The organism is Hymenobacter monticola (genome assembly GCF_022811645.1).
In the GTDB taxonomy this organism is placed as follows: domain Bacteria; phylum Bacteroidota; class Bacteroidia; order Cytophagales; family Hymenobacteraceae; genus Hymenobacter; species Hymenobacter monticola.
This window is the reverse complement of record NZ_CP094534.1, coordinates 5,416,910-5,443,225: the sequence shown is the minus strand read 5'-3', so window position 1 is coordinate 5,443,225 and position 26,316 is coordinate 5,416,910. Positions and strand designations below refer to the sequence as shown.

Below are 26,316 nucleotides of genomic sequence, written 5' to 3'. Positions count from 1 at the left end.
CGAAGCGGAGCTTCGGGGTACACGTTCTGCGAACTGAACTTAACCCCGCCGCGCTTGTTTATCTGCTTGGAAACCGCTAGCTTTCGGCGGGTTACCCGAGCCCCAAGCGTGTATGGACCAAAAAGTATTAGTGCTGAATGGCGACTATACCGCCATCACCCTGTGCAGCGTGCAAAAGGCGTTTGTGCTCCTCTTTCTCGATAAAGCCGAGATGGTGGCCAAATCCGACGGCTCGCTCCGCACCATTTCGCAAGCCTACCCCAAGCCGAGCATCATCCGCTTGCAGCGCTACGTGCGGGTACCCTACAAGGGCATTGCCCTAAGCCGCCACAACATCTTCAAGCGCGACCATTTCGAGTGCCAGTACTGCGGCTCGACTAAAAATCTGACGCTCGACCACGTCATGCCCCGCTCCCGCGGCGGCGAATCGTCGTGGACCAACCTGCTCACGGCCTGTGCCCGCTGCAACCACGCCAAGGGCCACCACACGCCCAATGAAGCGGGTATGACCATCCGGCAGCAGCCCAAAAAGCCGACGTTGGCGGGCTTTCTTAAGCTCTCGGCCGGCACCATCGACCAGAATTGGCACGCCTATCTGAATTAAGTTCGGGCCCGTGGGGTTGCAGATGAGTACATTCGTACTTCATCTTTCCCTCATCTTGCCTATGGCACTTCCCCGCTTCGCCGCCACCCGCTCGTTTCACACCGAGCTCAAAACCCGCATAAATCACTATTTCGAGGAATCGGGGCAGCGAATGACTGGGGATTCCAAGCTCATTTTCAAGGGCGTGCTGCTCGTGAGTCTGATGGTTGGCCTCTACGTGCACTTGGTGTTTTTTACGCCGCTGTGGGGCTGGGCCCTGCTGGAATGCGCCCTGCTCGGCTGTGTCATCGCTGCCATCGGCTTCAATGTGATGCACGACGGCGCGCACGGCAGCTTTTCGCGCTATGCCTGGGTGAACAAGCTGGCGGCCTACACGCTGGGCGTGCTTGGCGGCAGCCCCTACATGTGGAACTCCAAGCACAACCTCATCCACCACACCTACACCAACATTGAGGGCCACGACGACGACATCAACATCCAGCCCTGGATGCGCATGACGCCCGACCAGCCCAAGCATGCGCTGCACCGCTACCAGCACTTCTATTTCTGGGCGCTCTACTGCATGCTCTACACGTCCTGGATTTTCGCCATGGACTACCAGAAGTATTTCTCCCGCCAAATTGGCGCCATTGGCCTCAAGCCCATGAACACCGGCGAGCACGTCAGCTTTTGGGGCTTCAAAGTGCTGAACCTCTTGCTGTACGTGGCCCTGCCCATCTACATGGTGGGTTTCCTGCCCTGGCTCGCCGGCTTCATGCTGAGCACCGCCGTAGCCGGCCTCGTGCTGAGCATGGTGTTTCAACTGGCGCACACCGTGGAGGATGCCGCTTTCCCCGTACCCTGCTCCGTCACCCACAAGCTGGAAGACGAGTGGGCTATCCACCAAGTACGCACCACGGCCAACTTTGCCACTGATAACAAAGTGGTAAGCTGGCTGGTCGGTGGCCTCAATTTCCAGATTGAGCACCACCTGTTCCCGAAAATTTCGCACGTGCACTATCCCGCCATCAGCAAGATTGTGCAGCAGGTATGTTCCGAGTTTGACATCACCTATAACAACTACGCCCGCACCCGCACCGCTGTGATGTCGCACGTGATGTTCCTGCGCCAGATGGGCCGCGCTGCATAGACTTTCCGCCCAACAATAAAAAGGCCCGGCGCAACTGCGTCGGGCCTTTTTGTTATCCAGGTATTCTAAAAACTAGCGTCCTACAAACGACAACAAGTCCGTCGTCAGCTGGTCCTTGTCGGTAAAGAACAAGCCGTGCGGCGCACCCTTGTACACCTTCAGTTCCGCGCCGGGAATCATCTTGGCCGTGCGTTCGCCGCTGGCCTCAAAGGGCACCGTGGCATCTGCGTCGCCGTGAATCACCAGCGTGGGCACCTTGATGCCTTGCACGTCAGCCCGAAAGTCGGTGCTTGAGAAAGCTACTGCGCAATCACGCGTGGCATTCGGCGCCGCCAGCGAGGCCACTGTGAAGTTCCAGTCCAGCACGGCCTGGCTCACGGGGTGGCTAATCATGCCCACGCCATAGAAGCTCTTGGCGAAGGTTTGCAGGAAGTCAAACCGGTCCTTTTTCATGCCGTCGGCCATTTCGTCGAATACCTTTTGGGGCACACCCTCCGGGTTATTGTCGGTCTTGAGCATAAACGGCGTCACAGCGCTCACGAAGGCCACGCGGGCCACGCGCGCGTCGCCGTAGGTACCGATGTAGCGGGCTATTTCGCCGCCGCCCATCGAGAAGCCCACCAGCGTCACTTGGTTCAAATCTAACTCCTCTAGCAAGGCGTTGAGGTCGGCGGCCAGGGTGTCGTAGTCGTAACCCGTCCAGGGGCGGGAGGAGCGGCCGAACCCGCGGCGGTCGTAGGCGATGACGCGCAGGCCGGCCTTGGCCAGCCCAATGGCCTGGTGCTCCCACATGGTGTGGTCGAGCGGCCAGCCGTGGATGAGCACCACCGGGGCGCCCTGCCCCCAGTCTTCGTAGAAAATATTGACCGGGTTCCCGGCCGTGTCGTTGCCTGCTTTGATATAGGCCATGTGTGAAAGGAGTTTTGAGGTGAATAGTTACCGTTCTCCTTACGGGCGTGGCGTTGTGTGGGGTTTGGCGACGTCGCGCTAAAATTGTGGCTTGTCTTGTTGTAAGACTATCTTTAGCAGCTAACTGAAACGTGTTTTAATAATCGGCTTCATGAAAATTATTCTAATTCTGGCGTTATGCACAATAGTAACTACAAAGGCAATTGCCCAAGCTAGCTGGACTTTTCGACTTGGGTTTGTGCTAACGAATAAGCAAGGCCAGTCACTAAGTGCGGAAGACATTAGTTCAGGAAAATACCAAGTATTCATCGGCGGCGGTGGAACCAGTTCTGACCGTGAGATACTGCACTACGTTGAAGACCTAAACCTATTTTATGCAATAGGCAAGTCCACTTGGCCAGGCGTAAGTATTGGTTTGGTCAATGGCCAAGACTCAACAATAGTCGAAACGCCAATTGGAAACGAGCGGCTAATATTGATAAACTGGCCCACTGAACCTGGAATTTATTCATTAAACGAACAGGATTTAGCCGATGTAAATAAGTCCAAATCCGTTTTGCTTTACCCTACTAGATTTCATCAAGGTAACCGAGCATTATTTTCGCTGACTATACTGAACTGGAATACATTTCGCAGCACCCGCGATGTTGACCATATAGCTTGGAAAAAAGTCTTTAGGCATACCAACAAACCTTTAAAGCTGCGTCAGTAAGAACAGCAATTGCTGCGCATTTCCGAAACCGCCTGAAAACCCGTACCTTTGCGGCCCCGCCAAGGTGGCGGGCCTTGCGCTCTAACGGCAAGAGGTTCAAAAGCAACGGCGTAGCAGCTTGGGCTTCGGCCGCTGCGCTTTTACAGTGAAGCCCAAAGTGTATTTATGGCAACTGAATTAGTTGACGATTTTGATTGGGACAACGTTGGAGCAACCGGCTTCGGCGGCAACTATTCTTCGGACCAGCGTGCTGAGATGGAGAAAATGTACGGCGACACCCTGACGACCGTACAGGAAGAAGAAGTGGTGAAAGGCACCGTGGTAGGCATCACCGACCGCGACGTCATCCTGAACATCGGCTTCAAATCCGACGGCCTCGTGGCCATTACCGAATTCCGCGACCTGCCCGACCTGAAAATCGGCGACGAGGTAGAGGTGTTCATCGAAGACCAGGAAGACCAGAACGGCCAGCTCATCCTGAGCCGCAAAAAGGCTAAAATCAAGCAGGCCTGGAAGGCTATTTACGATGCCCTTGAGTTGGATACCATCCTCGAAGGTGTGGTGAAGCGTCGCACCAAAGGCGGCCTCATCATGGAGCTCGACGGCGTGGAAGCCTTCCTGCCCGGCTCGCAAATCGACGTGAAGCCCATCCGCGACTTCGACATTTATGTTGGCCGTCGCATGGAAGTGAAAGTGGTGAAAATCAACTCCGCTTTCGACAACGTTGTGGTTTCGCACAAAGTACTCATCGAGAAAGACCTCGAGAAGCAGCGTGAGGCCATCCTGAACAACCTTGAGAAAGGTCAGATTCTGGAAGGCAACATCAAGAACATGACCAACTTCGGCGTGTTCATCGACCTCGGCGGTGTCGACGGTCTGCTGCACATCACGGACATCTCGTGGGGCCGCATCGCTCACCCGAGCGAAGTGCTGACCCTGGACCAGAAGCTGAATATCGTGGTGCTGGACTTCGACGAAGCCAAGAAGCGCATCAGCCTGGGCTTGAAGCAGCTGACGCCCCACCCGTGGGATTCGCTGCCGGCCGACCTGCAGCCGGGTTCGAAAGTATCGGGCCGCATCGTGAACGTGGCCGATTACGGCGCGTTCATGGAAGTGGTACCCGGTGTGGAAGGCCTCATCCACGTGTCGGAAATGAGCTGGAGCCAGCACCTGCGCAACCCGCAGGACTTCATCAAGCAGGGCGACACGGTAGAAGCGCAAATCCTGACGCTCGACCGCGAAGACCGCAAGATGAGCCTGGGCATCAAGCAACTGACCGAAGACCCGTGGACCCGTGGCGACTTCGCCACCACCTACGCCGTGGGCACCAAGCACAGCGGCACCGTGCGTAACCTGACCAACTTCGGCCTGTTCGTAGAACTGGAAGAGGGCGTGGACGGCCTCGTGCACGTGTCGGACCTGAGCTGGACCAAGAAAATCAAACACCCCTCCGAAATGGTGAAGGTGGGCGATAAGCTCGACGTAGTGGTGCTGGAACTGGACCTGGGCGCCCGTCGCCTGGCCCTGGGCCACAAGCAGCTGGAAGAAAACCCCTGGGATACCTTCCAGACGGTGTTCACCCCCGGCTCGGTACACAAGGCTACCATCACCGAGAAGTCGGAGCGTGGCGCAGTACTCGAATTGCCTTACGGCATCGAGGGCTTCGCTTACCCCAAGTCTTTGGTGAAAGAAGATGGCTCGAACGCCGAGAACGGTGAGTCGCTCGACTTCCGCGTAACGGAGTTCTCGAAGGACGACCGCCGCATTGTGCTCTCGCACACGGCCGTGTTTAACAAGGAAGCCGCCGCTGAGGACGACAGCCGCAACGCCAAGTTCAAGAAGAAAACCAACACCAAGGCTGGCGACACCCAGGGTGAAGGCAAAATCAGCGACCTGAAGAAGCCGGAAGAGAAGTCGACCCTCGGCGACCTCGACGCCCTGAGCGCCCTGCGCGACCAGATGGCCGGTGCTGAGCGCAAAGCCGGTGAGCAGAAGCTCGCCGCCAATGCCAAAGCCAAGCAGGACGCCGACGTTCCCGCCGCCGGTGACGACAACGAGCAAGCACTGGAAGACAGCGCTGCCGCTGAGTAATTACCGCTGACGCCCGAAGCCTAATCGGCTTTAGGTAAGCAACTAAAAGCCCCGATGCGTAAGTGTCGGGGCTTTTTTTGCGTAAAACCTTGCCCACGCCAATCAGCCTTTCTACCTTTGCGCTCCCAAAAGACCACAACGGTGACGTGACCGAGTGGCTAGGTAGAGGTCTGCAAAACCTCCTACAGCGGTTCGAATCCGCTCGTCACCTCTCTAATTCTCTGTTTCTGAAAGCCCCGGTTGCTACACTGCAGCCGGGGCTTTTTTGTGTCCAAAAAGCCGGCGAAAGTTTTCCTGCAGGTTTGGGCTTACATTTCGGCTACTCACCTAAAATTGCCGTAATTGCTGCGAAAGCGCCTTTTTCCCGGTTTATGAAGATTATTGACATTCGCACCATGCGCGGGCCCAGCTACTGGTCCGTGAAACACACCAAGCTCATCGTTACGAAAGTGGATTTGGAGGAATTTGCGGGCACGTGGTCCAACGGCGTCGCAGATTTTCCGGCCAAGTTCATGGAGCTGTTTCCGAAGATTGGGCAGCCGCAGCCGGGCGGCATCAGCGGGCGGCAGTCGCCCAAGCACGCCCCGCTCGATGAGGACCAGCTCAACGACGGCGAGCCGCTGGGCCACGTCATCCAGCACGTGGCGCTGGAACTGCAGCGCATGGCGGGCATGCCCGTGTATTGGGGCAAGAGCTACCCGGCGCGCGACGAAGGGGTGGAGTTTGTGGTGTTTGCCTATCAGGAGGAGCGGGCCGGCCGCCGCGCCGCCGAGGCCGCCGTGGAAATTGTGGAAGCCCTGTGCAAGCAGGAGCCGGTGAACCTTAAGCCCATCATCGACGAGCTGCACGAAATCCGGGAGGACGAGTTCATTGGGCCGAGCACTTACAGCATCGTGGCCGAAGCCGCGTCGCGCAACATTCCTTACATCGCGCTTAAGAACAGCAACATCATTCAGCTGGGCTACGGCGTAAACCAGAAGCGCATCTGGGCCACCACCACCAGCTTCACCTCGCACGCCGGGGTGGAAGTGGCCGGCAATAAGAACCGCACCAAGGCCATGCTCAACGATGCGGGCGTGCCCGTGCCGCGCGGCACCACGGTGTATTCGGAAAACGGCCTGCGCGACGCCATCGACGAGCTGGGCTTCCCCATCGTGACCAAGCCGCTCGACGGCAACCACGGCAAGGGCGCCACCATCCGCATCATGAACTGGGAAGATGCCGCCGCCGGCCTCAAGGCCGCACAGGAATACTCGCGCGCCGTGATTGTGGAGCAATTCATCGAAGGTTTCGATTTCCGCCTGCTGGTGGTGAACGGCAAGCTGATTGCGGCCGCCAAGCGCACGCCCGCTGCCGTGACCGGCGACGGCAGCAGCAGCATTCAGCAGCTCATCGATAAGGTGAATGAGGACCCGCGCCGCGGCATCGGCCACGAAAAGGTGCTCACCTCCATCAAAGCCGACAAGCATACGCTCGACATTCTGGCCGGCAAGGATTTGACGCTGGAATCGGTGCTGCCGGCTGGCGAGACGCTTTATTTGAAGAGCACGGCCAACATCAGCACCGGCGGCACGGCCTCCGACGTGACCGACCAGATGCACCCCTACAACGTGCTGCTGGCCGAGCGCGTGGCCGGCATTGTGGGCCTTGACATCTGCGGCATCGACCTGATGGCCACCGACATTGCCGTGCCGCTCAACGAGAGCCGCGGCGCCGTGATTGAGGTGAACGCCGCGCCCGGCTTCCGCATGCACATTGCGCCGGCCGACGGCCTGCCGCGCAACGTAGCCGCCCCGGTGGTCGACATGCTGTTTCCGCCCGGCAGCACGGCCCGCATTCCGATTATCGCCATCACGGGCACCAACGGCAAAACCACCACTACGCGCCTGATTGCGCACATGGTGGCCAGCAAGGGCTACAAGGTGGGCTTCACGACCACCGACGGCATCTACATCCAAGGCGTGCAGCTGCAAAAGGGCGACTGCACCGGCGGCCAAAGCGCCGAGTTTGTGCTCAAGGACCCCACTGTGAACTACGCTGTGCTCGAAACCGCGCGCGGCGGTATGCTGCGCTCGGGCCTGGGCTTCCACACCTGCGACATTGCGGTGGTGACCAACGTAGCCGCCGACCACCTGGGCTTGCGCGACATTCACACGGTGGAGGAAATGGCCGCCGTGAAGGGCGTGCTGCCCCGCACGGTGCGCAAAAACGGCTGGGCCGTGCTCAACGCCGACGACGACCTGGTGTACGCCATGGCCCGCACCGTGGACTGCCGGGTGGCCCTGTTCAGCATGCGCGACGACAACCCGCGCATTCAGGAGCACGTGGAGGCCGGCGGCGTGGCGGCCGTGTACGAGGAAGGCTACGTCACGATTTACCGCAACAGCTACAAGCTACGCATCGACCGGGCCGCCGAGTTTCCGGTGACGCTGGGCGGGCGCGCGGGCTTCAACATCGAGAATAGCCTGGCGGCCGCGCTGGCCGGCTACCTGGCCGGGTTCGACAAGGACGAAATCAAAACGGCGCTGCGCACGTTTATCCCCTCGGCCACCAAAACGCCGGGCCGCATGAACATCTACAAATTCCCGGATTTTGAAGTCGTGGTGGACTACGCCCACAACACGGCCGGCATCAGCAAATTTGCCGAGTTCATGGAAGCCACGCCGGCCACGCGCAAAATCGGCATCGTGTCGGGCCTGGGCGACAGGCGCGACGAAGACACGCTGGGCTTCGCCCGCATCGCCGGCCGCATCTTCGACGAGGTGATTCTGCGCCAGGACCGGGACCTGCGCGGCAAGTCGGCCGAGTTCCTGCGCGACATCATGGAGCGCGGCCTGCGCCTCGACAAGCCGGATTTGAAAATCACCTACATCGAAAACGAGCCCGAGGCCATCGACCACCTGCTGCAGCACACGCCGCAGGGTGGGGTAGGGGTCATCTTCACCGAGAACATCAGCGCCACCCTGGCCAAGCTGGACGAGTTCGAGAAGACGAGCGCGGCGGGCTAAGAGCCGCTGTTAATCAAGACGAAAGAGGGAAAAGAGGGAGTAGGATTCGTCCGGCTCCCTCTTTTTATATTGCGCTCTATCTGAAACTTCCTTTCTTTTATGGTCAACTTTTCCTCTCTACTACCCGCCGCGTTGATTCGCAATTTAGTGGCTTTATTTCTCTTGGCTCTAAGCCTGCCAGCGGCGGCCCAGGCGCCGGCGTGGCAGTCGGCGCGGGCCGTCGCGGTAGCTACGACAGCAGCCGCAAATAATCTATCAATGGTATCAGCCACGGCCGTTGATGCAGCAGGCGACGTGTATCTGGCCGGGCGTTTCACAAATACTGTGGCACTGGGCGGCACCACGTTGACCAGTGTCGGAGGCAGTGATGTATTCGTGACTAAGTTTAATGCGGCCAGCAACCAGTTTGTGTGGGCGCAGCGGGCGGGCGGCATGGGACAAGACTTTGTCAGCGCGATGGCTGTGAGCGGAACCAGCGTGTATGTGGCGGGGAGTTACGATGGCGCTGTATCAGGCTTTGGTGCTACCACCTTGACTAACGCGGGCAGTATAGGTACTAACGATATTTTCGTAGCCAAACTCACGGATACAGGCAGCTTCGTGTGGGCGCAGCGGGCCGGCGGCACGGACAACGACTATGCTCAGGCGCTGGCCGTGAGCGGCGCGAGCGTGTACGTGGCCGGGGAGTTCACCAGTCCCACGGCGGGTTTCGGCCCCACCGTCCTGTCCACTGCGGGCTCGGCTGACGTGTACGTGGCTGACGTGTACGTGACCAAGCTCACCGATGCGGGCAGCACGGGCAGCTTCGCTTGGGCGCAGCGGGCCGGCGGCACGCATTACGACGCAGCCTACGCGCTCGCCGTGAGCGGCACCAGTGTATACGTGGCGGGGGCTTTTCATAGCCCTACGGCGGGTTTCGGCCCCACCGTGCTGCCCACTGCGGGCACGGCTGATGTGTACGTGGCCAAGCTCACCGACGCGGGCAGCTTCGTGTGGGCGCAGCGGGCCGGCGGCACGGGCTCTGACGAAGCCTACGCGCTGGCCATAAGCGGAACCAGTGTGTTCGTGGCCGGAACTTTTTATAGCCCCACGACCAGCTTCGGCGCCATTAGCCTCACCAACCCGTACCCGAACCCCAAAAAAAACCTCGGCTTCCTGGCCTCGCTGACCGACCCGACCCTGACGGCCCCCGCCGACTCCCGCGAGCCGGCGTCTCTCTACCCTAACCCGGCCCGCCAGGGGGCCACCCCGGCACCGCCCCGCTGACGCTACCCGACGCGCTGGGCCGCCCCGTGCGCCGCTACCCCGCCCCGGCCGGCCCCGAAACCGCGCTCGACCTGCGCGGCCTGCCCGCCGGCCTATACCTGCTGCGCGGCGCCGGCCCGTCCCAGCGCCTGGATGTGGAATAGAACAGAAACTACAAGGAACAAAAAAGAGCCGCTTCAGCTACTGAAGCGGCTCTTTTTTGTTAGGCCTAAGCTTGGAAAGTCCGGTTTCGGGCGCCGGGTGTCGGCCGAATCCGTTCTTATCCGTTTAATCTGCGTCAATCTGCGGTTCTGACTATTTAAGCGTGAAGGTGGTTTTGCCCATGAGCTGGCCGCTTTCGTAGAGCTCGACGGTGTGCTGGCCTTTCTTGTAGTCGGCGCCTTTGGCGTACACAAATTCCAGCTTCTGCTTGCTGTTGTCGTACACCACGTCCTGCTTCTGGGTGTAGAAGGCCTCCTGGCCATCGACGGTGAAGGTGCCACCGCCCGTGCTCAGGTTGTAGAGGGCGGCGCCATCGGGCTCGAGAATGCGCATGTAAATGGCTTTGGTTTCCTTGGGCGACACGTCGTTGCGGGCGAGGTTAAAGCTCACTTTTACCTTTTCCACGCGCTTGGCTTTGAACTCGTCTTTGTCGTCGTCCTTTTCTTTGTTCTTCGAGGTGATGATTGCCACCTTGATGTTTTCCGACTGCAGGCGCGAGGCCACGCTCACCTTCTCAGCCAGCTCCTTGTTGCTGCGCACCACCGTGCTGATGGTGTCGGCCAGCTTGTTCTGCTTTTCCTTGAGCGTCGTGGTTTCGGTGTAGAGGGTTTCGTTGTCCTTTTTCAGCTGGGCAATGTCGTCGTCCTTCTTGCGCAGCTGGCCTTCCAGGTTCTGGGCGCGCTGCTGGAACAGCTTTTGCTGGGCCAGCGAGAAGCTGCCGGCCCGGAAGGAGCGCAGCTTCAGCAGGTCGGCGTTCACGGCGGCAATCTTGGCGGTGAGCGAGTCGTTGCTCAGGCCCAGGGCTTGCAGCTCCTGGCTTTGGCGCTCAAAATCAGCCTTCAGGGCTTCGTATTGCTTGATTTGCTCCTGCAGCTTGCTGTCTTTGGCTTGCACCTCGGTGGTCAATTGCTCGTTTTGCTGGCCTTTCTGTTGGTTGAGGTAGAACAGAACCCCGTTGATGCCGAGCAGCACGAGCACGAGGGCTACCCAAAGCAGGACGCGGCTATTATTGGAGCGGGGTTCGGGCGTTTCGTTGGGGTCCATGCGGGAATTGGTTAAGCGAGAAAAGCGAAAGAAAAGCGCGGCGCCTGCCGCAGCGCGGCCCGTACCTTTGGGCGTAAAAATAGGGGACTTCCGGGCCCTGGCAAGTTTCTACTATACTTCAACGGCATGCAAACGGTTTTTTCCGACTTCGACGCGGCCTACTGGCAGACCCGCTACGCCACCGGCCGCGACGGCTGGGATGCCCACGCCATCACCCCACCACTCCGAGCCTATTTCGACCAGCTCGACGTGGCCCGGCAGCCCCGCATCCTCATTCCCGGCGCCGGCCGCGCCTACGAGGCCGAATACCTGCACCGGCGCGGTTTCCGCCACGTTTTCGTGGCCGACATTGCCCCCGAAGCCCTGGATGCCCTGGCCGCCCGCGTGCCTAATTTCCCTAAGAAACACCTGCTGTTAGCCGACTTCTTTGCGCTGCCCAACGACCCGCCCTACGACTTAATTGTGGAGCAGACGTTTTTCTGCGCCCTCAACCCCGCGCTGCGCCCGGCCTACGCCCGGCAGTGCGCTCACTTACTGCGCCCCGGCGGCACACTCATGGGCCTACTCTTCGATACCGACTTCGGCCCCACACAGGAGCCGCCTTTTGGTGGGAGCAAGGAAGAATACCACGCTTATTTTGCGCCGTACTTTGAATTTAAACATTTCGAAACGGCCACCAACTCGCTCAAACCCCGACAGGGGCGCGAGCTGTTTATTTGTTTGAAAAAGAAATAACATCCCATGCTCCAGGCCCTCGCCAACACGCTCCCGCATTTCCGCCACACCAATTCCGGCCAGTTTTTCCTCATGGCTGGGCCCTGCGTCATCGAAGGCGAAGACATGGCCCTGCGCATCGCCGAGCGCATCAAGCACATCACCGACAAGCTCCAGATTCCTTACATCTTCAAGGGCTCCTACCGCAAGGCCAACCGCTCGCGGCTCGATTCCTTCACTGGCATCGGCGACGAAACGGCGCTGCGCATTCTGCAAAAAGTGGGGCGCGAAATCGGCGTACCCACCGTGACGGACATCCACGAATCGAGCGAAGCGGCGCTGGCGGCCGAGTACGTTGACGTGCTGCAAATCCCGGCCTTCCTGTGCCGGCAAACCGATTTGCTCATTGCCGCTGCCCAAACCGGCAAGGTGGTAAACGTGAAAAAAGGCCAGTTCCTGAGCGGCGAGGCCATGAAGTGGGCCGTGGACAAAATCCGCCAGTCGGGTAACCCGCACGTCATCCTCACCGAGCGCGGCAATTCCTTTGGCTATTCCGACCTGGTGGTGGACTTCCGCAACCTGCCCGCCATGCGCGAGTTCGAGGTGCCCGTGGTGATGGACGTGACGCATTCGCTGCAGCGCCCTAACCAAAGCAGCGGCGTGACCGGCGGCCAGCCCGCCCTCATCGAAACCATTGCCAAAGCCGCCATCGCCGTGGGCGCCGACGGCCTGTTCATCGAAACCCACCCCACGCCGGCCACCGCTCTGTCCGACGGCGCCAACATGCTGCCGCTCGACCAGTTGGAGGCACTGCTGGTGAAGCTCACGCGGGTGCGGCAGGCCATCCAAGCGTCGGGCGAAGTGGTGCTGAATCAGCTGCCTTAGCAGCGCGAGCTATGCACGCTCAAGGTGAATATTCAACTTCCGCTCCCCGCCTCGAAGGCTTTTAAAGCCTTTATTGCCTACGTATTATGTTGGGTTGGCCTCGGTGTGTACTACTGGATTTATAGCCTTTGCCAAGATGAAGGCAGTATCATTCCTTTAGCCATCGGAATAATTATTTCCCCCGTTTACATACTGGGGCTTATTTCTTGTGCAGTTGCCATCAAAGAACGCCGCACCCTTTACCTGATTTTGCTTGGGCTGACTATTTGCTTGACAACTGCAGTGGTAATGAGGGTTCGATGTAACTTATGATACTCACACGCGCAGCCAGAAATGCTGTTTGGGCTGGTTCTTCCGGAAGAAAACCAGTCCGATGTAGAACAAGTCCACCGTCAGCGTCACGTCGGGGTGGGCTTTGATGGATTCCCAGGCCCGCTCCATGTCTTCCGACCAATGAATGTCGTCGAAGACGAACACCGAGTTGTCGGTGCGGTGGGCCAGGCACTGCTCGAAGTAGCGCAGCGTGGGCTCGTAGCGGTGGTTGCCGTCGAAGAAAGCAAAATCGATGGGGGCGCCTAAGCGCGAGAGGGCAGGGGCAAGGGTCTGGTCAATGTTGCCCTCTACCACTTCTATGTTGCGCAGCTTCAGCTTGTCGAACGTTTCGCGGGCCACAGCGGCCACGTTGGGGCAGCCCTCAAAAGTGACGACGCGGCTGCGGGAGTCGGCCGAAGCAAGGTAGGCGGTGGTGAGGCCCAGCGAGGTGCCCAACTCCAGGATGGTGGCCGGCCGGAAGTAGTTGGCCAGCCGAAACAGCATCTGCGCCAGCTGCCGGGGCTTGGCAGCGGTGCGGGCAATGTCGGCCACGCGGCGCTGCTGGCCCGCGCCGGTGTGCGAGCCCGCGCCAAAATCGGTGACGCTGATGCGGGCCGGGCTATTGAGTAGCTGCTGGCGCCGGGCTTCCACGGCCTTGTAGGCGCGGTAGGGCCCCGTGTGACACACCACGGAGGTGTAGAGGCCAAACACGAAGGGCGAGTGCAGCCCGTGGGCGTTGCCCGAACGCAGCCAGAAGCGGAAGTAAGCGAGTATTTGGTGCATGGTTGCTAGTGCTTGGTGCTTGGCAAAACACAGCTACTGGCGGGGGCTACGCACCCAAAGCCAAGCCATGCACGCCCGGTGCCAAGCACCAAGCACCCAAAACCAAGCACAAAGCTAGTTCATCCGGTACGGCACCATGAGGGTGAACTCCGGAATCTCAACCGTAAATTCCTGGCCGTTGGCCAGCCGCTCCATGAGGTAGGTGCCGCGCATCTTGCCCACGCCCGATTTCAGGTTGCAGCCGCTCACGTACTGGTGGGCCTCGCCGGGCTCCAGTACGGGCTGGCGGCCTACCACGCCTTCGCCCTCCACTTCGCGCACCACGCCGTTGGCGTCGTGAATGTGCCAGTGGCGGCGCAGCAGCTTCACCGTGAACTCGCTGTTGTTGCGAATCTCAATCTTGTAAGCAAACACAAAATGCTCCTGGCCGGGGCTGGAGTAGTCGGGCAAGTAGTTGGTCGTAACCGAAACGGTGACGCCTTGCGTAGTGGTGGTGGGCATAGGTGTCGGAACTAAGGGGCTGCGGACCTAACAGCAGCCCGCCGAAATTGGTTTTACGCAAATGCGGCCTTTCAACGCCACTGGTACCCGTTTATTTTCTTCCCAACTTCGATGGTAAAGATAGCCGAAAGCTGGCGGCCCGTGCTAGCCGCTGAGTTCGAAAAGCCTTATTTTCAACGCCTCATTGCCTTCGTGAAGGGCGAGTACGCCACGGCCACCGTGTACCCGGCCGGCCCCCAGATTTTCCACGCCTTCGACGCCACGCCCTTTGATAACGTCAAGGTCGTCATCCTGGGCCAGGACCCCTACCACGGCAAAAACCAGGCGCACGGCCTCTCTTTCTCGGTGCAGGAGGGGCAGCGCACGCCGCCCTCGCTCCAGAATATTTTCAAGGAGCTGCAGGACGACATTCCCGGCACGCCGCCCGCCCCCAACGGCAACCTCGACCGCTGGGCCCAGCAGGGCGTGCTGCTGCTAAATGCCACCCTCACCGTGCGCGCCGCTGAGCCCGCCTCGCACCAGAAAAAAGGCTGGGAAGAATTTACCGACGCCGTTATTCGCAAGATTTCGGAGGAAAAGGAGCACGTGGTGTTCATCCTCTGGGGCGCCTACGCCGGCAAGAAATCGGAACTGATTGACGAGCGCAAGCACCTGATTTTAAAATCCGTTCACCCTTCGCCCTACGCAGCCGATAAAGGATTCTTCGGCAGCAAGCCGTTCAGCAAAGCCAACGCTTGGCTGAAAAGCAAAGGGCTGGAGCCGATAGCGTGGTAGGTGTTTGACACAGGGCGAAGGGGGTTGGGCCTTTAGTGGGAGGTGTTTCGCCTTTGGCCGAAGGTGTTTTGCTTAGGGCGGGAGGTGTTTTGACATGCTCGGAGGGTGTTTGGGCTTGCTCGGGAGGTGTTCTTCCTTCCGGGGAGGGTGTTTTGCCTTGCGCGGAAGGTGTTCGGAGAAGGGGAGCGGGTGTTTTGGAAAGGGCGGAAGGTGTTTTGCGTTGCGCGGAGGGTGTTTAAGAAAGGTGGAAGGTGTTCGAGAATAAGTGCGACGCATGAAAAAGCCCCGGCACTGCGCAGTGCCGGGACTTTCCAGTAAAAGGGCGGGTCTGATTTTGACAGAACGGATTGCTTCGCTTCGCTCGCAATGACAGGCGTTGGCCTGCCTTAGTGAATGATGTTGAACAGGCGGCTCCAGCGGACTTTGTGCCAGAAGTCGGCGTTGGGGTCGATGGACAGCCAGATGAGGACGGCTTTGCCCACCACGTGGTCGGCCGGCACAAAGCCCCAGAAGCGCGAGTCCTCGGAGTTGTGGCGGTTGTCGCCCATCATCATGTAGTAATTCTGCTTGATTTTGTAGCTGGTGAGCGGCTTGTTGTTTTGGTAAATCATGCCGTCCTGGTTGTTCCAGGTAATGCCCTCGTTGTGCTCGTAGCGGGCGATGATTTTGAAGTAGATGGCCGCGTTGGCGGGCGACAGGGCAATGGTCTGGCCTTCCTTGGGAATGGGCAGCGGGCCGTAGTTGTCCAGGTTCCACTTGCGCGGGGTGATGCTGGTGGCGTCGGAGTTGCTGAAATCGGCTCGGTCGGGGAACAGGCCCCCTACCGGCGGCTGGTACACCTCAAGGGCCTTCACGTAGGGCTGCTTGCGGAAGTAGTCGGCCGCGGCCTTCGTGCAGCTGATTTTGTAGATGAACGAGCCGGGCTTGTCGCCGTTGCCCACGGGCTGGGGCAGGCCGCCGGGCATGGTGTAGTCGACCACCCCCTGGGCGCGCAGGGCCGTGGCCACCTCGTCATTAGGGTTGTCAATCTGCATCAGGTAATCGGTCTGCAGGCCCGGCACGTCCCCTTCGGGCTTGCCGTCGAGGTACACCTGGCCGTTGCGAATTTCCAGCGTGTCGCCGGCCACGCCCACGCAGCGCTTGATGTAGTTGGTGCGCAAATCGGCCGGGTACTGCGTTTCGTGCGGCACGTGAAACACCACCACGTCGTTGCGCTTGATTTCGGAAAAGCCCGGCAGGCGGTACGTCGGCAGCTGAATCAGCTCGGAGTAGCTCTGCAGGCCCGTGCCCCAGATGGTTTGGTGCGTGAGGGGCACCTGCAGGGGCGTTTGGGGCGTGATGGGGCCGTAATGCAGCTTGCTTACAAACAAGTAGTCGCCCACCAGCAGCGAGTTTTCCATGCTGGGCGACGGAATGGTGTACGCCTCAAACGTGGCCCAACGGATGAGCGTGGCGGCCACAATGGCAAAAATCAGCGAATCGGCCCACTCGCGGGTTTTCGTTTTGGGTTGCTTGGGGGGAGCGGTGGGGTCGGTTTTGAGCAAAGACATGGGGGCAAGCTTGGGCTTGGCAAATTAAAATCAGGCAAAGAAACGCAGCAGCGGGGGAGTTACTGGTTAAGAGGCCGTTTAAAAAACATACAGCACGTCATGCAGCGCACAGCGAGGCATGAAACAGTTTACAATCCCAGCAGCTCTTTCATTCCAAACACGCCGTGGCGGCCGGGCAGCCACTCGGCCGCCAGCAGCGCGCCCAGCGCGAAGCCCTCGCGGCTGTGGGCCGCGTGCGTGAGCTCCAGCGTGTCGACGTCGGAGGTGTAGGTGACGATGTGCGTGCCCACGGCGTCGCCGGTGCGCTCGCTGATGATGGCCAACTCGGCCGGCGACTCGGCCGCGGCGTTGCGCCAGGTTTTTTTGGCCGGGAAGTGGCGCATGATGCCTTCGGCCGTGGTGAGGGCCGTGCCGCTGGGCTGGTCGATTTTCTGGGTGTGGTGAATTTCGCGCACGGCCACGTCGTAGCCGCCAAACTGGTTCATCTTGGCCGCGATGTACTCGTTGAAGTGGAAGAACAGGTTCACGCCCACGCTGTAGTTAGAGGCGTAGAACAAGCTGCCGTTCAACTCTTTCGTTAAGGCCGTGGCTTCTTCAAAATGGTGCAGCCAGCCCGTGGAGCCGCACACCACCGGCAAGCCCTGGCGCAGGCAGGCCGCCACGTTGTCGAAGGCCGAATCGGGGTGGGTGAACTCGATGGCCACGTCCACGGTGGCCGGGGTGAAGTCGGCAATGGTGGCCGGGCTGGTGTGCAGGTCTACAATGCCGGCAATTTCGTGACCGCGCTGAGCGGCCAGGGCGCCAATGGTCTGGCCCATTTTGCCGTAGCCGATGAGGAGGATTTTCATGCTATTGGGGTCGCTATTCTGTCATCCTGAGCGCAGCGAAGGACCTTATTATGTCTGCGCTCGTAATTAATCACTGCCAACTGCTCAAGCATGAGACGGTCCTTCAAACTCAGGATGACAGCCGGATAAAAGGTGTCTACTTCACCCGCAACGCCAACGAGATGCCCGGGGCGGTGGGCAGCGCCAGCGCCCGGCCCGGTATTGGCAACAAGGTTGGCTCCCAGTGCAGGCTAAGGTCGTCGCTTACATCAAAGTCTTTGAGGTGGGCGTCCACCAGCGCGTCGACAATCTGCAAGCCGTAGGCGAGGCCGCTGTAGAGGTAAAACAGGTCGCGGTTGCCGCGGTAGTACGTGATGCCGCTGTAAATGCCCTGGGCGCTGCCGAATCGCCGGGCCTGCGGACCCAGCTTAGCGCTGCCGAGCAAATCAGGGTATTGTGTCACAATGGCGTAAGCATCGACGAACTCCCGATAACGCATCTGGTAGAAAACCTCGGCCCCCACCACCGCGCCTAGGCCGCCATACACGAGCGGCAGTTTCCACCAGCGGCGGTTGTAAATCTGGCCCGCACCGGGCAGGATGGCCGCCAGCAGCGCCGCCTTGCCAGGCCGGGTGAGGCGGATGCCCTCGTAGCCAAACGCCCGGAACATGCGCTCGGTGCGCTTGGCCGAGTCAGCGGCGGCTTTTTGGCGCTTGGCGGCGGGCGTCACCACGGGCTCGCGCCGCTCGGTGGTGTCAGCCAGAATCTCGGCTGCGGAGCGGGTGGGCGTAACATTGGGGTCGAGCACCTGCGCCCGGCCCACTGGGCCGCTCAGCAGCAAGGCCAGGCCCAGCAACAGCGCCGCGATGTAGGAATACGATAGTTTCATGGGAAACCCGCTAACGGAAAAGGCCCGGGTTTCGCGTGTTGCGCGCCCGGCCAGCTTCCGTAAGGTCTTACGATGGGTGCAGGATGTGCAGGATGCGCTGCATGTCCTCAATCGAGTCGAATGCGATTTTGATTTCGCCATTGCCCTTGGCCGTGGGCCGCACCTGCACGCGCGAGCCAAACCGCTCGGCCAGGTGGCGCTCGGTGCGGCGCAGCTCGGCGGGGGGCACCACGGGCTGGGCGGGAGCCGCTTTCTCGCCGTCGGCTTTCGTCGCGTCGTTGTTGCGGCCGAAGCCGTTGCGCACCAACTCTTCTACGCGGCGCACCGAAAGCTCCTCGGCCACGATTTTGCGGTAGAGCTCCACCTGGGCCTTGGGGTCGTCGAGGCCGATGAGGGCACGGGCGTGGCCCATGCTGATTTCGGCGTCGCGCAAGCCAATCTGCACGTCGGGCGGCAGCTTGAGCAGGCGCAGGTAGTTGGTCACGGTCGAGCGGTTTTTGCCCACCCGGTCGCCCAGCTCTTCCTGGCGCAGGTTGCACTCGCTCAGCAGGCGCTGGTAGCTGAGGGCGATTTCGATGGCATTCAGGTTTTCGCGCTGAATGTTCTCAATCAGGGCCATTTCCAGCATCTGCTGGTCGTCGGCCTTGCGGATGTAAGCCGGAATCGTCTCCAAACCCGCCAGCTTGGACGCCTGCAGGCGGCGCTCGCCCGAGATGAGCTGGTAGGAGTTGGTGCCGAGCTGGCGCAAGGTCACGGGCTGAATGATGCCCTGAATTTTGATGCTGTCGGCCAGCTCCTGCAGGGCTTGTTGGTCGAAGTGGGTGCGGGGCTGGTAGGGGTTGGCCTCGATGTGCTCGACGGCGATGAAGCCCACCGAGTTGACCGGGTGCGACACGAGGCGGTCGCCGGAGTTGGGCCGCTCGCCTTTTTTCTCGTAGCTGCCCTCAATGAGGGCGTTGAGGCCGCGGCCCAGGCCACTCTTGCGTTTCACGGCCGCGGCGGCAGCCAGGGCAGCTTGCAATTTCTCTTCGTTCTTCTCTAGTGGCATAGTGCGTCGGCCGGGCCCATAAAAGGCAGTTGGCAACCGAACGTCAAATTTACGGATTGTTGGGCGAAGGGCAAGCCGGAAAGTTTTGGGGAGTTCTGACGGGCGCCTCACCCCCCGGCCCCCTCTCCGAAAAGGAGAGGGGGAGCCAGGCGAAAAGCCAGATGTAAAGTTTATCCACCGTAGTGGCAACCGAATTACGACTTAGGATTCTGGTGCAGCGCGAGTACCTCAACGACTTCGCAGACGCCAATTCTATGACCTTCGTGCAGGTAGCCACGCAGGCCGCGTTTAATATGCTGGCAATGAAAAGAGCGAGAATCTGGATTAATGATAAGCATATCAGCTAATCCGTGTCGGGGCATTGACTCACCTTCGGGCAGCATCTCTCCGGAGGGCGTAATAAACTCCGGCCAAATCATGAATAACAGGTTACGCATAATTATTTCCTCGTCCGCATAAGAGAAATCCCACCGAATTTGCTGAAAATGCGGCGTCGTTCGCCCGCCCTCTTCGGCACTGAAAAGGCTGTAGGTCACTCGGAAGTCTGGCGGTAAGCGCTCAGCGTAAGAACCCATTACTATCTGCATCGGGGTGAACGATTTCCAAGCCAAGCCGACATACAGCAAGCTGCCGATTACCCTCATCAAAGCCGCAAAACTGCCCGCTGATTGCACCCCCTAAAGCAGGATAGTCGTCGGGAAATGTTAGGCCACTAGGTTTGATTATTCCAAATTCAGTGACTCTCATCAAAACCGGAAAGCCCAAACCGGCATCAATGAAGACACCGAACAGAGCTTGATGAACGACTTTGCCGGTGATAATTGAGCCAACAGGTAAACGCTGCTTTAGCGCTTCCCATTCGTCAATGCCAAATCCCGGCTTGAAGAACATGCCGCCTTCATAATAAGCATCTGCAGTTTCTTCTAGCTCCATTTAGTTTGCTGTAAGTCTTAAATCCGCTCGTCCTCCGCTGTTTCCTCAGTAGCTTCCACGCTGTTTTTCTCCACGATTTCGCGGGCCAGATTGAGGTAGCTGAGGGAGCCTTTGCTTTCGGCGTCGTGCAGGATGACGGGGATGCCGAAGCTGGGCGACTCGCTCAGCTTCACGTTGCGCGGGATGATGGTGTCGAAGGCCAGCTGCTGGAAGTGCATCCGCACTTCTTCCACCACCTGGTTGCTCAGGCGCAGGCGCACGTCGTACATCGTGAGCAGGATGCCTTCAATTTCCAGTTCGGTGTTGAGGCGGCTCTGAATGATTTTGATGGTATTCAGGAGCTTGCCCAGGCCTTCGAGGGCGAAATACTCGCACTGCACCGGGATGATGACTGAGTGCGCAGCCGTGAGGGCGTTGACGGTGATGAGGCCGAGCGAGGGCGAGCAGTCGATGATGATGAAGTCGTACTCGGCGGCGAGGGGGCGCAGGGCCTCCTTCATTTTTTCCTCGCGGTTGGGCAGGTTTATCATCTCCACCTCGGCGCCCACCAGGTCGATGTGGGAGGGCATGAGGTCGAGGTGGGGCAGGATGTTGGTGGGCACGATGATGTCGTGGGCGTTGATGCCGTCCACCATGCACTCGTAGATGCTGTTCTGGATGTCCTTGGGGTCGTAGCCCACGCCCGAGGTGGCGTTGGCCTGAGGGTCGGCGTCGACGAGCAGGGTCCGGTAGTCCAGGGCGGCCAGGGAGGCCGCGAGGTTAATGGAGGTAGTGGTTTTGCCCACCCCGCCTTTCTGATTGGCTACCGCAATGATTTTTCCCATGTCACTTAGTTGTTCGTTGTTCGTTGTCAGTTGCTCGGCGCTGGTTGTTCGGGATTCGTTGCGGGTTTTTGGGGCTTACTAAGCCTCAGCCACTAACAACGACTGCTAAACAAACAACAACGAATAACTAATAACTTTTGCCGTAGCATTGCACAAAGATACATTCTTTCCCTGTTCGCATGGCCCCTTTTTTGGCTCGTTGGGCTGGCTTTTCGGCTAAATGGTTTGGACTTTCGGCGGGCCTGCTGACGCTGGCCGGCTGCCACGACGCCACCCGCCCGGCCGCCGACGAGCGCCGCGTATTCCGCTACAACCAGCCCGAGGCCCTGTCCTCGCTCGACCCTGCTTTTGCCCGCAACCAAGCCAACTGGTGGGCCGTGAACCAGCTTTACAACGGCTTGGTCGAACTCGATTCGACCCTGCTGCCGGCCCCGGCGCTGGCCCGGCGCTACAGCATTTCGCCCGATGGCCGGCTCTATACGTTTGTGCTGCGGCGCGGCGTGCGCTTTCACGACAGCGACGTTTTCGCCGGCGGCAAGGGCCGCGAGGTGAAGGCCGCCGACTTCGTTTATTCTTTCAAACGCATTCTGGATGCGGCCACCGCCAGCACCGGCGGCTGGATTTTCCGGGGCAAGATTTTGGAGAAGCCCGACGGCAGCCCCAGCGACACGGCCTTCGTGGCGGCGAATGACTCCACGCTGCGCATCCATTTGAAGGAGCCATTTGTGCCGTTTCTGGGCATTCTGACGATGCCGTATGCCTACGTGGTGCCGCATGAGGCCGTGGAGAAGTACGGCAAGGACTTCCGTGAACACCCGGTGGGCACGGGCCCGTTCCGCTTCAAGCTCTGGGACGAGGGCAATGTGCTGCTCTACGAGCGCAACCCTGATTATTGGCGGAGCGATGAAAAGGGCCGCCCGCTGCCTTACCTCGATGCCGTGGCCATCAGCTTTCTGCCCGACCGTAAAACCGAGTTCCTGACCTTCATGCAGGGCAAACTGGATTTTCTTTCGGGCATCCGGGCCGGCTCGCGCGACCTCATTATGTACCCGGATGGGAATATTCGGGAGGATTTCAAGGGCAAGTTCACGGTGCAGAAGGTGCCGTACCTGAATACCGAGTACCTGGGTATTCAGCTGGACTCGGCCAACCTGACCGGCGAGCAAGCCGTGCAAGGCCGTGCCCTGCGCGACAAGCGCGTGCGCCAGGCCCTGAATTACGCCCTCAACAAGCCCGAAATGTTGACCTACCTGCTGAACCGGGTGGGCAGCCCTGGCACCTCGGGCTTCGTGCCCAAGGCCCTGCCTTCGTTCTCCGAAAAAGAGGTGCCTGGCTACACCTACCAGCCGCAGAAGGCGCGGCAGCTGCTGCGCGCCGCCGGCTACAGCCCGCAACGGCCTCTGCGCCTGCGCCTGAGCACCGTGCTGGAACGCAAGGAGATAGGGGAGTACCTGCAAAAGCAATGGGCCGACGTGGGCGTGCAGGTGCAGATTGACATCAACCAGTCGGCCGCGCAGCAGGACCTGGTGGACAACGGCCGGGTGGCCTTCTTCGCCAAAAGCTGGCTGGGCGACTACCCCGACGCCGAAAATTACCTGGCCCTGTTCTACAGCCCCAATTTCAGCCCCGCCGGCCCCGACAAAACCCACTTCAAAAACGCGCAGTACGACAAGCTCTACGACGAAGCCCGCCGCACCCAGGACGTGGCCAAACGCACGGCGCTCTACCAGGCTATGGACCGCATTGTGGTGGAAGAGTCGCCCGTCATCAGCCTGTACTACGACGAAGTGGTGCGCCTCACGCAAAACAACGTGCGCGGCCTCACGCCTAACCCCATGAACACCTTGCTGTTGGAGCGGGTGCACAAAGATTAGCTATTTTCCGGCCTCTAAATTTTACGGTCCATGAATGCTTTCAGAACTCAGATTCTAGGGTTGCTTCTGGCGCTGCCGCTAACCGGTGCAGCACAGGGCCAGAAGGCCGGACCGGTGTCAGCCGCTGCGCCGTTGGTCATTGGCCAGACGTTTACCGTTGCTTCGAAAGCGCTGGGTGAAGCCCGGCGCATCAACGTGTATCTGCCCGATGCTTACGCCGACTCTGCTACGCGGCGGCTGCCGGTGCTATACATGCCTGATGGTGGCTTGAAGGAGGATTTCCTGCACGTGGCGGGCCTCGTGCAGGTATTGGTGGGCAATGGCACGATGCGGCCGTTCATTCTGGTGGGCATTGAAAACACCCAGCGGCGCCGCGACCTGACCGGTCCCACCACCAACGTCGAGGACAAGAAAATTGCGCCCAAGGTAGGCGGCTCGGCGGCCTACCGGCAGTTCATCCGCGAGGAGCTGATGCCGCAGGTGAAGCAGCGCTACCGCACCACGGCCGAAACGGCCATCGTGGGCGAGTCGCTGGCCGGTCTGTTCGTGGTCGAAACCCTGCTGCTGGAGCCCACGCTTTTCAACACCTACCTCGCCTTCGACGCCAGTTTGTGGTGGAACAACGGCCAACTGGCCGCACAGGCCAGCACTTACCTGCAGAAAAATCGTCCCGCCACTGCCGTTTACTTGGCCACCAGCATCCACGGCGACACGGCCGCCACCCGGCGTCTGGTGGAAATGGTGCGCCCACAGGCAGCGCGCCTGGGCACCTGGCACTACGAAAACATGCCGCAGGAAACGCACGCCACCATCTACCACCCGGCGGCGTTGCGGGCGTTCCGGGCGGTGTTTGCGCCGCCCGCTACTGGTGCAAAACAGTGAGCGGAACAGCGACAGTAGCGCGAACTTTGTAGTTCGCGCTACTGTCACAGCGTCATTCAGCCGTCTTTATTTCTCCAGCCCCTTCGCCTGGACCAGTTGGTCGAACTGCGTGGTGAGGTAGGTGAAATAGGTTTGCACGTTTTCGGGCACCGCCGACTCGGCCGTTACCTTTTTGACGGTGCCATCGGGCTGGCGAATGGCCACGATGGTGCTGGGCATATCGGTAACACCGCTCTTGTACTGCTCCTGGAACGTCTCGAAATGAGCCTCTTTGGCCTGCCGCAGCATGTCGGCCACCGCGGCAGCGGGCAGCTTGAATTCCTTTCTGCCAATCAGCGGCACGTGGTGGCGGCCTTCGTAGGCCACGCGGCCATCGGCGTATACCTGCATGGTGTAAACCGGGCAGGTGCCAAAGCAGGGCGTGCGCTCGTAGGTGAGCACGGGGCCGGCTTCGGTGGGCGTCGCCTTTTTGCTGACCTTTTTGGTCTTGGTTTTCTGCACCGTCGCCTTCTGGGCGCAGGCGGGCACAGAGAAACTGAAGATGCTGAGCAACAGAAGCAGCGAAATGGAGCGCATGGCGAAGGGGAGGGGTTGAGGCGTGAATGTAGGCAAACAAAAAACCGGCAGAACGAAAACCGTGCCTACGGTTGCGTTCTGCCGGTTCTATTGAGAAGACAAGCTATTACGACTTGCGCTTGGCCTGGGCTTCGCGCTCTTGCGCGGCTTTCATGGCTTCGGCAATGCGGCCCTGCAGGCCGCTGGGCTTCTTGTCCTTGTTCTTGATTTTGTTGGCTTCGAGCTGCGCGCGGATTTTGGTGTCGTCGACCAGGCCGCGGGTGATGGCCTGCTGGGCGAAGGTGATGACGTTCGACACGAAGTAGTACCAGGTGAGGCCCGAGGCAAAGCTGTTCAGCACGAACAGGAAGATGATGGGCATCAGGTAGCTATACGTCTTCATGGGGCCTTGCATGGCCGTGTTCATCTGGTTGCTCTGCCAGGTCATCACCAGCGTGGAGGCCGTCATCAGCAGCGTGAACATGGAAACGTGGTCGCCGTACCATTTGATGTAAAAGGGCAGCTGCACAAACACGTCGTAGCTGCTCAGGTCCTTGGCCCACAGGAAGCTTTGCTGGCGCAGCTCAATGGCGTTGGGGAAGAACTGGAACATGGCAAACAGGATGGGCATGGTGAGCAGCGTGGGCACGCAGCCGCTCAGCGGACTCACCCCGAATTCCTGGTACAGCTTCATGGTTTCCTGCTGCACCTTGGTGTTGTCGTCGCCGTACTTTTCCTTCAACTGGTCGAGCTCGGGCTTCAGCACCTTCATGCGGGCCTGGCTCTCGTAGGTTTTGTACGTCAAGGGCCAGGTTACCAGCTTGATGAGCACTACCAACAGCAGGATGATGATGCCGTAGGAGCTGATGAACTGCTCCAGGAAGTGGAACACCGGCAGCACCACGAAGCGGTTTATCCACCGAAGCGGGCCATAGCCCAGGAACACGTTGCGGTCGAACTCCGGCGCCACCTCTTTCAGGGTGCTGAAGGCGTTCGGGCCGAAATAGAAGCGGTACTGGCCGCGGCCCTGTTCCACCTCGGCCACCGGGATGGTGAGCGTGGTGCTCAGCGTTTTGATGGTGCTGGAGTCGCCCAGGTTCACATTCGAGTTGAATGCGCCGCCTGTGAAAGGCTGCTGGTCGGCAATGAGGCCGGCCACGAAAAAGTCGTGCTTGTGCGCCGCCCATTTCACCGGGCCGTTGGCCTTCACTTCCTCGGGCTTCTCGCTGGCTTCGGCTATTTCGCCCCGGTCACCGGAGGCCAGGTAGTGGTTGATGGTGGTGTGGTTGCGGTTCTGCTTGAGGTCCTGCTCGGTCTGGCGTACCTCGTCGAGGAACGAGAAAGTGAGCGGCTCCTGGGCCACGGTGCGGTCCAGGCCGTTCAGGCGCAGGTCGTATTTCAGCTCGAAGCTGTTGGCGGGCAGCGTGTAGGTCTGCACGATGCTGCCGCCGCCCACCGGCGCCGTGAAGGTGAGCACCGAGCCGCCGTCCGTGCTTTGCGAGGGCACCGCCTGGAAGTTCAAATCCGAGAACCGGACGGTTTTGCCGTCCACGGTGCGAAACTTTGTATCCATGCGCGCGCTCTTGGCGTCGAATATGTCCAGGGGCTTGCCAAAGAACGTCTTGTATTTCAGCAGGCGCACGGCCGCAATCCGGCCGCCCCGCGTCGAGAGCGTCACGTCGAGGTTAGCGTTGGTCAGGTGCAGGTCCTGGGCGGGGCCGGTCGTGCTGTCGAGGGCGGCTTCCGGCGTCAGGGCCGAGGCCGGAGCGGCGGGCGCTTTGGCCGCGGCCGTGGGAGCAGGCTCTTTACCGGCGGCTTTTTCATCCGTTTTCTTCGGGCTGAAGAAGAACAGGTACACGAGGAGCAAGGCCGAAATCAGAAAAAGGCCGGTTGCTGAATTTCTATCCATCAGTTGTTAAAGGTTGCGAAGGGGCAAAGGTACGGCGGGACGCTGCGCTTAATGAAGAATGAAAAATGAAGAATAAGAAATGAAGACGCCTG

General features: G+C 59.9%; 24 protein-coding genes and 1 tRNA gene. 12 read left to right on the top strand and 13 right to left on the bottom strand.

The window, feature by feature from the left end; genetic code table 11:
* The first annotated feature begins 112 nt into the window (after positions 1 to 112).
* Complete coding sequence (locus MTP16_RS22775; RefSeq protein ID WP_243514429.1) at positions 113 to 604, top strand: HNH endonuclease; 492 nt, start codon at positions 113 to 115, stop codon at positions 602 to 604.
* A gap of 61 nt (positions 605 to 665) precedes the next feature.
* Positions 666 to 1,733 carry a fatty acid desaturase family protein gene (locus MTP16_RS22770; RefSeq protein WP_243514426.1) on the top strand — a complete coding sequence of 356 codons (1,068 nt, stop codon included), beginning with the start codon at positions 666 to 668 and terminating at the stop codon, positions 1,731 to 1,733.
* A 72-nt stretch (positions 1,734 to 1,805) separates the two neighbouring features.
* On the opposite strand, the gene MTP16_RS22765 is transcribed toward MTP16_RS22770, so the two are convergent.
* Entirely contained in the window at positions 1,806 to 2,642 is an 837-nt protein-coding gene (locus MTP16_RS22765; protein ID WP_243514423.1) for an alpha/beta fold hydrolase, read from the bottom strand.
* A 151-nt stretch (positions 2,643 to 2,793) separates the two neighbouring features.
* Here MTP16_RS22765 and MTP16_RS22760 point away from each other — a divergent pair, with 151 nt between their 5' ends.
* The 5 genes from MTP16_RS22760 to MTP16_RS22740 all read left to right on the top strand — a co-directional run bounded on the left by MTP16_RS22760 (position 2,794) and on the right by MTP16_RS22740 (position 9,719).
* On the top strand, positions 2,794 to 3,354 hold the full coding sequence (locus tag MTP16_RS22760; protein WP_243514421.1) for a hypothetical protein: 561 nt from the start codon (positions 2,794 to 2,796) through the stop codon (positions 3,352 to 3,354).
* A 165-nt stretch (positions 3,355 to 3,519) separates the two neighbouring features.
* Positions 3,520 to 5,445, top strand: coding sequence for a 30S ribosomal protein S1 (gene rpsA / locus MTP16_RS22755; RefSeq protein WP_243514418.1), 1,926 nt, complete (start codon positions 3,520 to 3,522; stop codon positions 5,443 to 5,445).
* 140 nt (positions 5,446 to 5,585) lie between these two features.
* Positions 5,586 to 5,656 (top strand) — tRNA-Cys (locus MTP16_RS22750).
* 160 nt (positions 5,657 to 5,816) lie between these two features.
* Positions 5,817 to 8,453, top strand: a complete 2,637-nt coding sequence (gene cphA / locus MTP16_RS22745) for a cyanophycin synthetase (RefSeq protein ID WP_243514416.1) — start codon at positions 5,817 to 5,819, stop codon at positions 8,451 to 8,453.
* Between the two features lie 258 nt (positions 8,454 to 8,711).
* The gene (locus MTP16_RS22740) at positions 8,712 to 9,719 is read left to right on the top strand and encodes a hypothetical protein (protein ID WP_243514414.1); all 1,008 of its coding nucleotides are present in this window, start codon (positions 8,712 to 8,714) and stop codon (positions 9,717 to 9,719) included.
* Positions 9,720 to 10,013: 294 nt separating this feature from the next.
* On the opposite strand, the gene MTP16_RS22735 is transcribed toward MTP16_RS22740, so the two are convergent.
* Positions 10,014 to 10,964 (bottom strand): hypothetical protein, encoded by a 951-nt coding sequence (locus MTP16_RS22735; RefSeq protein WP_243514412.1) that lies wholly within the window; start codon positions 10,962 to 10,964, stop codon positions 10,014 to 10,016.
* 126 nt (positions 10,965 to 11,090) lie between these two features.
* Here MTP16_RS22735 and MTP16_RS22730 point away from each other — a divergent pair, with 126 nt between their 5' ends.
* The gene (locus MTP16_RS22730; RefSeq protein WP_243514410.1) at positions 11,091 to 11,699 is read left to right on the top strand and encodes a methyltransferase domain-containing protein; all 609 of its coding nucleotides are present in this window, start codon (positions 11,091 to 11,093) and stop codon (positions 11,697 to 11,699) included.
* Positions 11,700 to 11,705: 6 nt separating this feature from the next.
* Positions 11,706 to 12,563 carry a 3-deoxy-8-phosphooctulonate synthase gene (gene kdsA / locus MTP16_RS22725; protein ID WP_243514408.1) on the top strand — a complete coding sequence of 286 codons (858 nt, stop codon included), beginning with the start codon at positions 11,706 to 11,708 and terminating at the stop codon, positions 12,561 to 12,563.
* 315 nt (positions 12,564 to 12,878) lie between these two features.
* Here the strand turns inward: kdsA and MTP16_RS22720 are convergent, their stop codons facing one another.
* Both MTP16_RS22720 and apaG read right to left on the bottom strand, forming a co-directional pair.
* Entirely contained in the window at positions 12,879 to 13,658 is a 780-nt protein-coding gene (locus MTP16_RS22720; protein WP_243514406.1) for an O-methyltransferase, read from the bottom strand.
* Positions 13,659 to 13,772: 114 nt separating this feature from the next.
* Positions 13,773 to 14,159: a Co2+/Mg2+ efflux protein ApaG gene (gene apaG, locus MTP16_RS22715; RefSeq protein WP_196286557.1), complete on the bottom strand. Its 387-nt coding sequence runs from the start codon at positions 14,157 to 14,159 to the stop codon at positions 13,773 to 13,775.
* Positions 14,160 to 14,270: 111 nt separating this feature from the next.
* Between apaG and MTP16_RS22710 the strand changes: the two genes are divergently transcribed.
* Positions 14,271 to 14,933 (top strand): uracil-DNA glycosylase, encoded by a 663-nt coding sequence (locus tag MTP16_RS22710; RefSeq protein ID WP_243514403.1) that lies wholly within the window; start codon positions 14,271 to 14,273, stop codon positions 14,931 to 14,933.
* A gap of 386 nt (positions 14,934 to 15,319) precedes the next feature.
* On the opposite strand, the gene lepB is transcribed toward MTP16_RS22710, so the two are convergent.
* From lepB to MTP16_RS22675, 7 genes are all read right to left on the bottom strand, one after another.
* Positions 15,320 to 16,483 (bottom strand): signal peptidase I, encoded by a 1,164-nt coding sequence (gene lepB, locus MTP16_RS22705; RefSeq protein WP_243514401.1) that lies wholly within the window; start codon positions 16,481 to 16,483, stop codon positions 15,320 to 15,322.
* Between the two features lie 128 nt (positions 16,484 to 16,611).
* Complete coding sequence (gene dapB, locus MTP16_RS22700; protein WP_243514398.1) at positions 16,612 to 17,331, bottom strand: 4-hydroxy-tetrahydrodipicolinate reductase; 720 nt, start codon at positions 17,329 to 17,331, stop codon at positions 16,612 to 16,614.
* 136 nt (positions 17,332 to 17,467) lie between these two features.
* Positions 17,468 to 18,199 (bottom strand): DUF5683 domain-containing protein, encoded by a 732-nt coding sequence (locus MTP16_RS22695; RefSeq protein ID WP_243514396.1) that lies wholly within the window; start codon positions 18,197 to 18,199, stop codon positions 17,468 to 17,470.
* Positions 18,200 to 18,266: 67 nt separating this feature from the next.
* Positions 18,267 to 19,247 carry a ParB/RepB/Spo0J family partition protein gene (locus MTP16_RS22690; protein WP_243514384.1) on the bottom strand — a complete coding sequence of 327 codons (981 nt, stop codon included), beginning with the start codon at positions 19,245 to 19,247 and terminating at the stop codon, positions 18,267 to 18,269.
* A gap of 194 nt (positions 19,248 to 19,441) precedes the next feature.
* Positions 19,442 to 19,783 (bottom strand): hypothetical protein, encoded by a 342-nt coding sequence (locus tag MTP16_RS22685; RefSeq protein ID WP_243514373.1) that lies wholly within the window; start codon positions 19,781 to 19,783, stop codon positions 19,442 to 19,444.
* A gap of 22 nt (positions 19,784 to 19,805) precedes the next feature.
* Entirely contained in the window at positions 19,806 to 20,180 is a 375-nt protein-coding gene (locus tag MTP16_RS22680; protein WP_243514372.1) for a hypothetical protein, read from the bottom strand.
* A gap of 17 nt (positions 20,181 to 20,197) precedes the next feature.
* Positions 20,198 to 21,004, bottom strand: coding sequence for a ParA family protein (locus tag MTP16_RS22675; RefSeq protein ID WP_196286563.1), 807 nt, complete (start codon positions 21,002 to 21,004; stop codon positions 20,198 to 20,200).
* A gap of 179 nt (positions 21,005 to 21,183) precedes the next feature.
* Here MTP16_RS22675 and MTP16_RS22670 point away from each other — a divergent pair, with 179 nt between their 5' ends.
* Together MTP16_RS22670 and MTP16_RS22665 are read left to right on the top strand one after the other, a co-directional pair.
* On the top strand, positions 21,184 to 22,878 hold the full coding sequence (locus MTP16_RS22670) for an ABC transporter substrate-binding protein (RefSeq protein WP_243514371.1): 1,695 nt from the start codon (positions 21,184 to 21,186) through the stop codon (positions 22,876 to 22,878).
* 30 nt (positions 22,879 to 22,908) lie between these two features.
* The gene (locus tag MTP16_RS22665; protein WP_243514370.1) at positions 22,909 to 23,760 is read left to right on the top strand and encodes an alpha/beta hydrolase; all 852 of its coding nucleotides are present in this window, start codon (positions 22,909 to 22,911) and stop codon (positions 23,758 to 23,760) included.
* Positions 23,761 to 23,826: 66 nt separating this feature from the next.
* Here MTP16_RS22665 and MTP16_RS22660 read toward each other — a convergent pair whose 3' ends face one another.
* Both MTP16_RS22660 and yidC read right to left on the bottom strand, forming a co-directional pair.
* Positions 23,827 to 24,336 carry a DUF6438 domain-containing protein gene (locus tag MTP16_RS22660; RefSeq protein ID WP_243514369.1) on the bottom strand — a complete coding sequence of 170 codons (510 nt, stop codon included), beginning with the start codon at positions 24,334 to 24,336 and terminating at the stop codon, positions 23,827 to 23,829.
* 106 nt (positions 24,337 to 24,442) lie between these two features.
* Positions 24,443 to 26,224 (bottom strand): membrane protein insertase YidC, encoded by a 1,782-nt coding sequence (gene yidC / locus MTP16_RS22655; RefSeq protein WP_243514368.1) that lies wholly within the window; start codon positions 26,222 to 26,224, stop codon positions 24,443 to 24,445.
* Between the last annotated feature and the right edge of the window lie 92 nt (positions 26,225 to 26,316).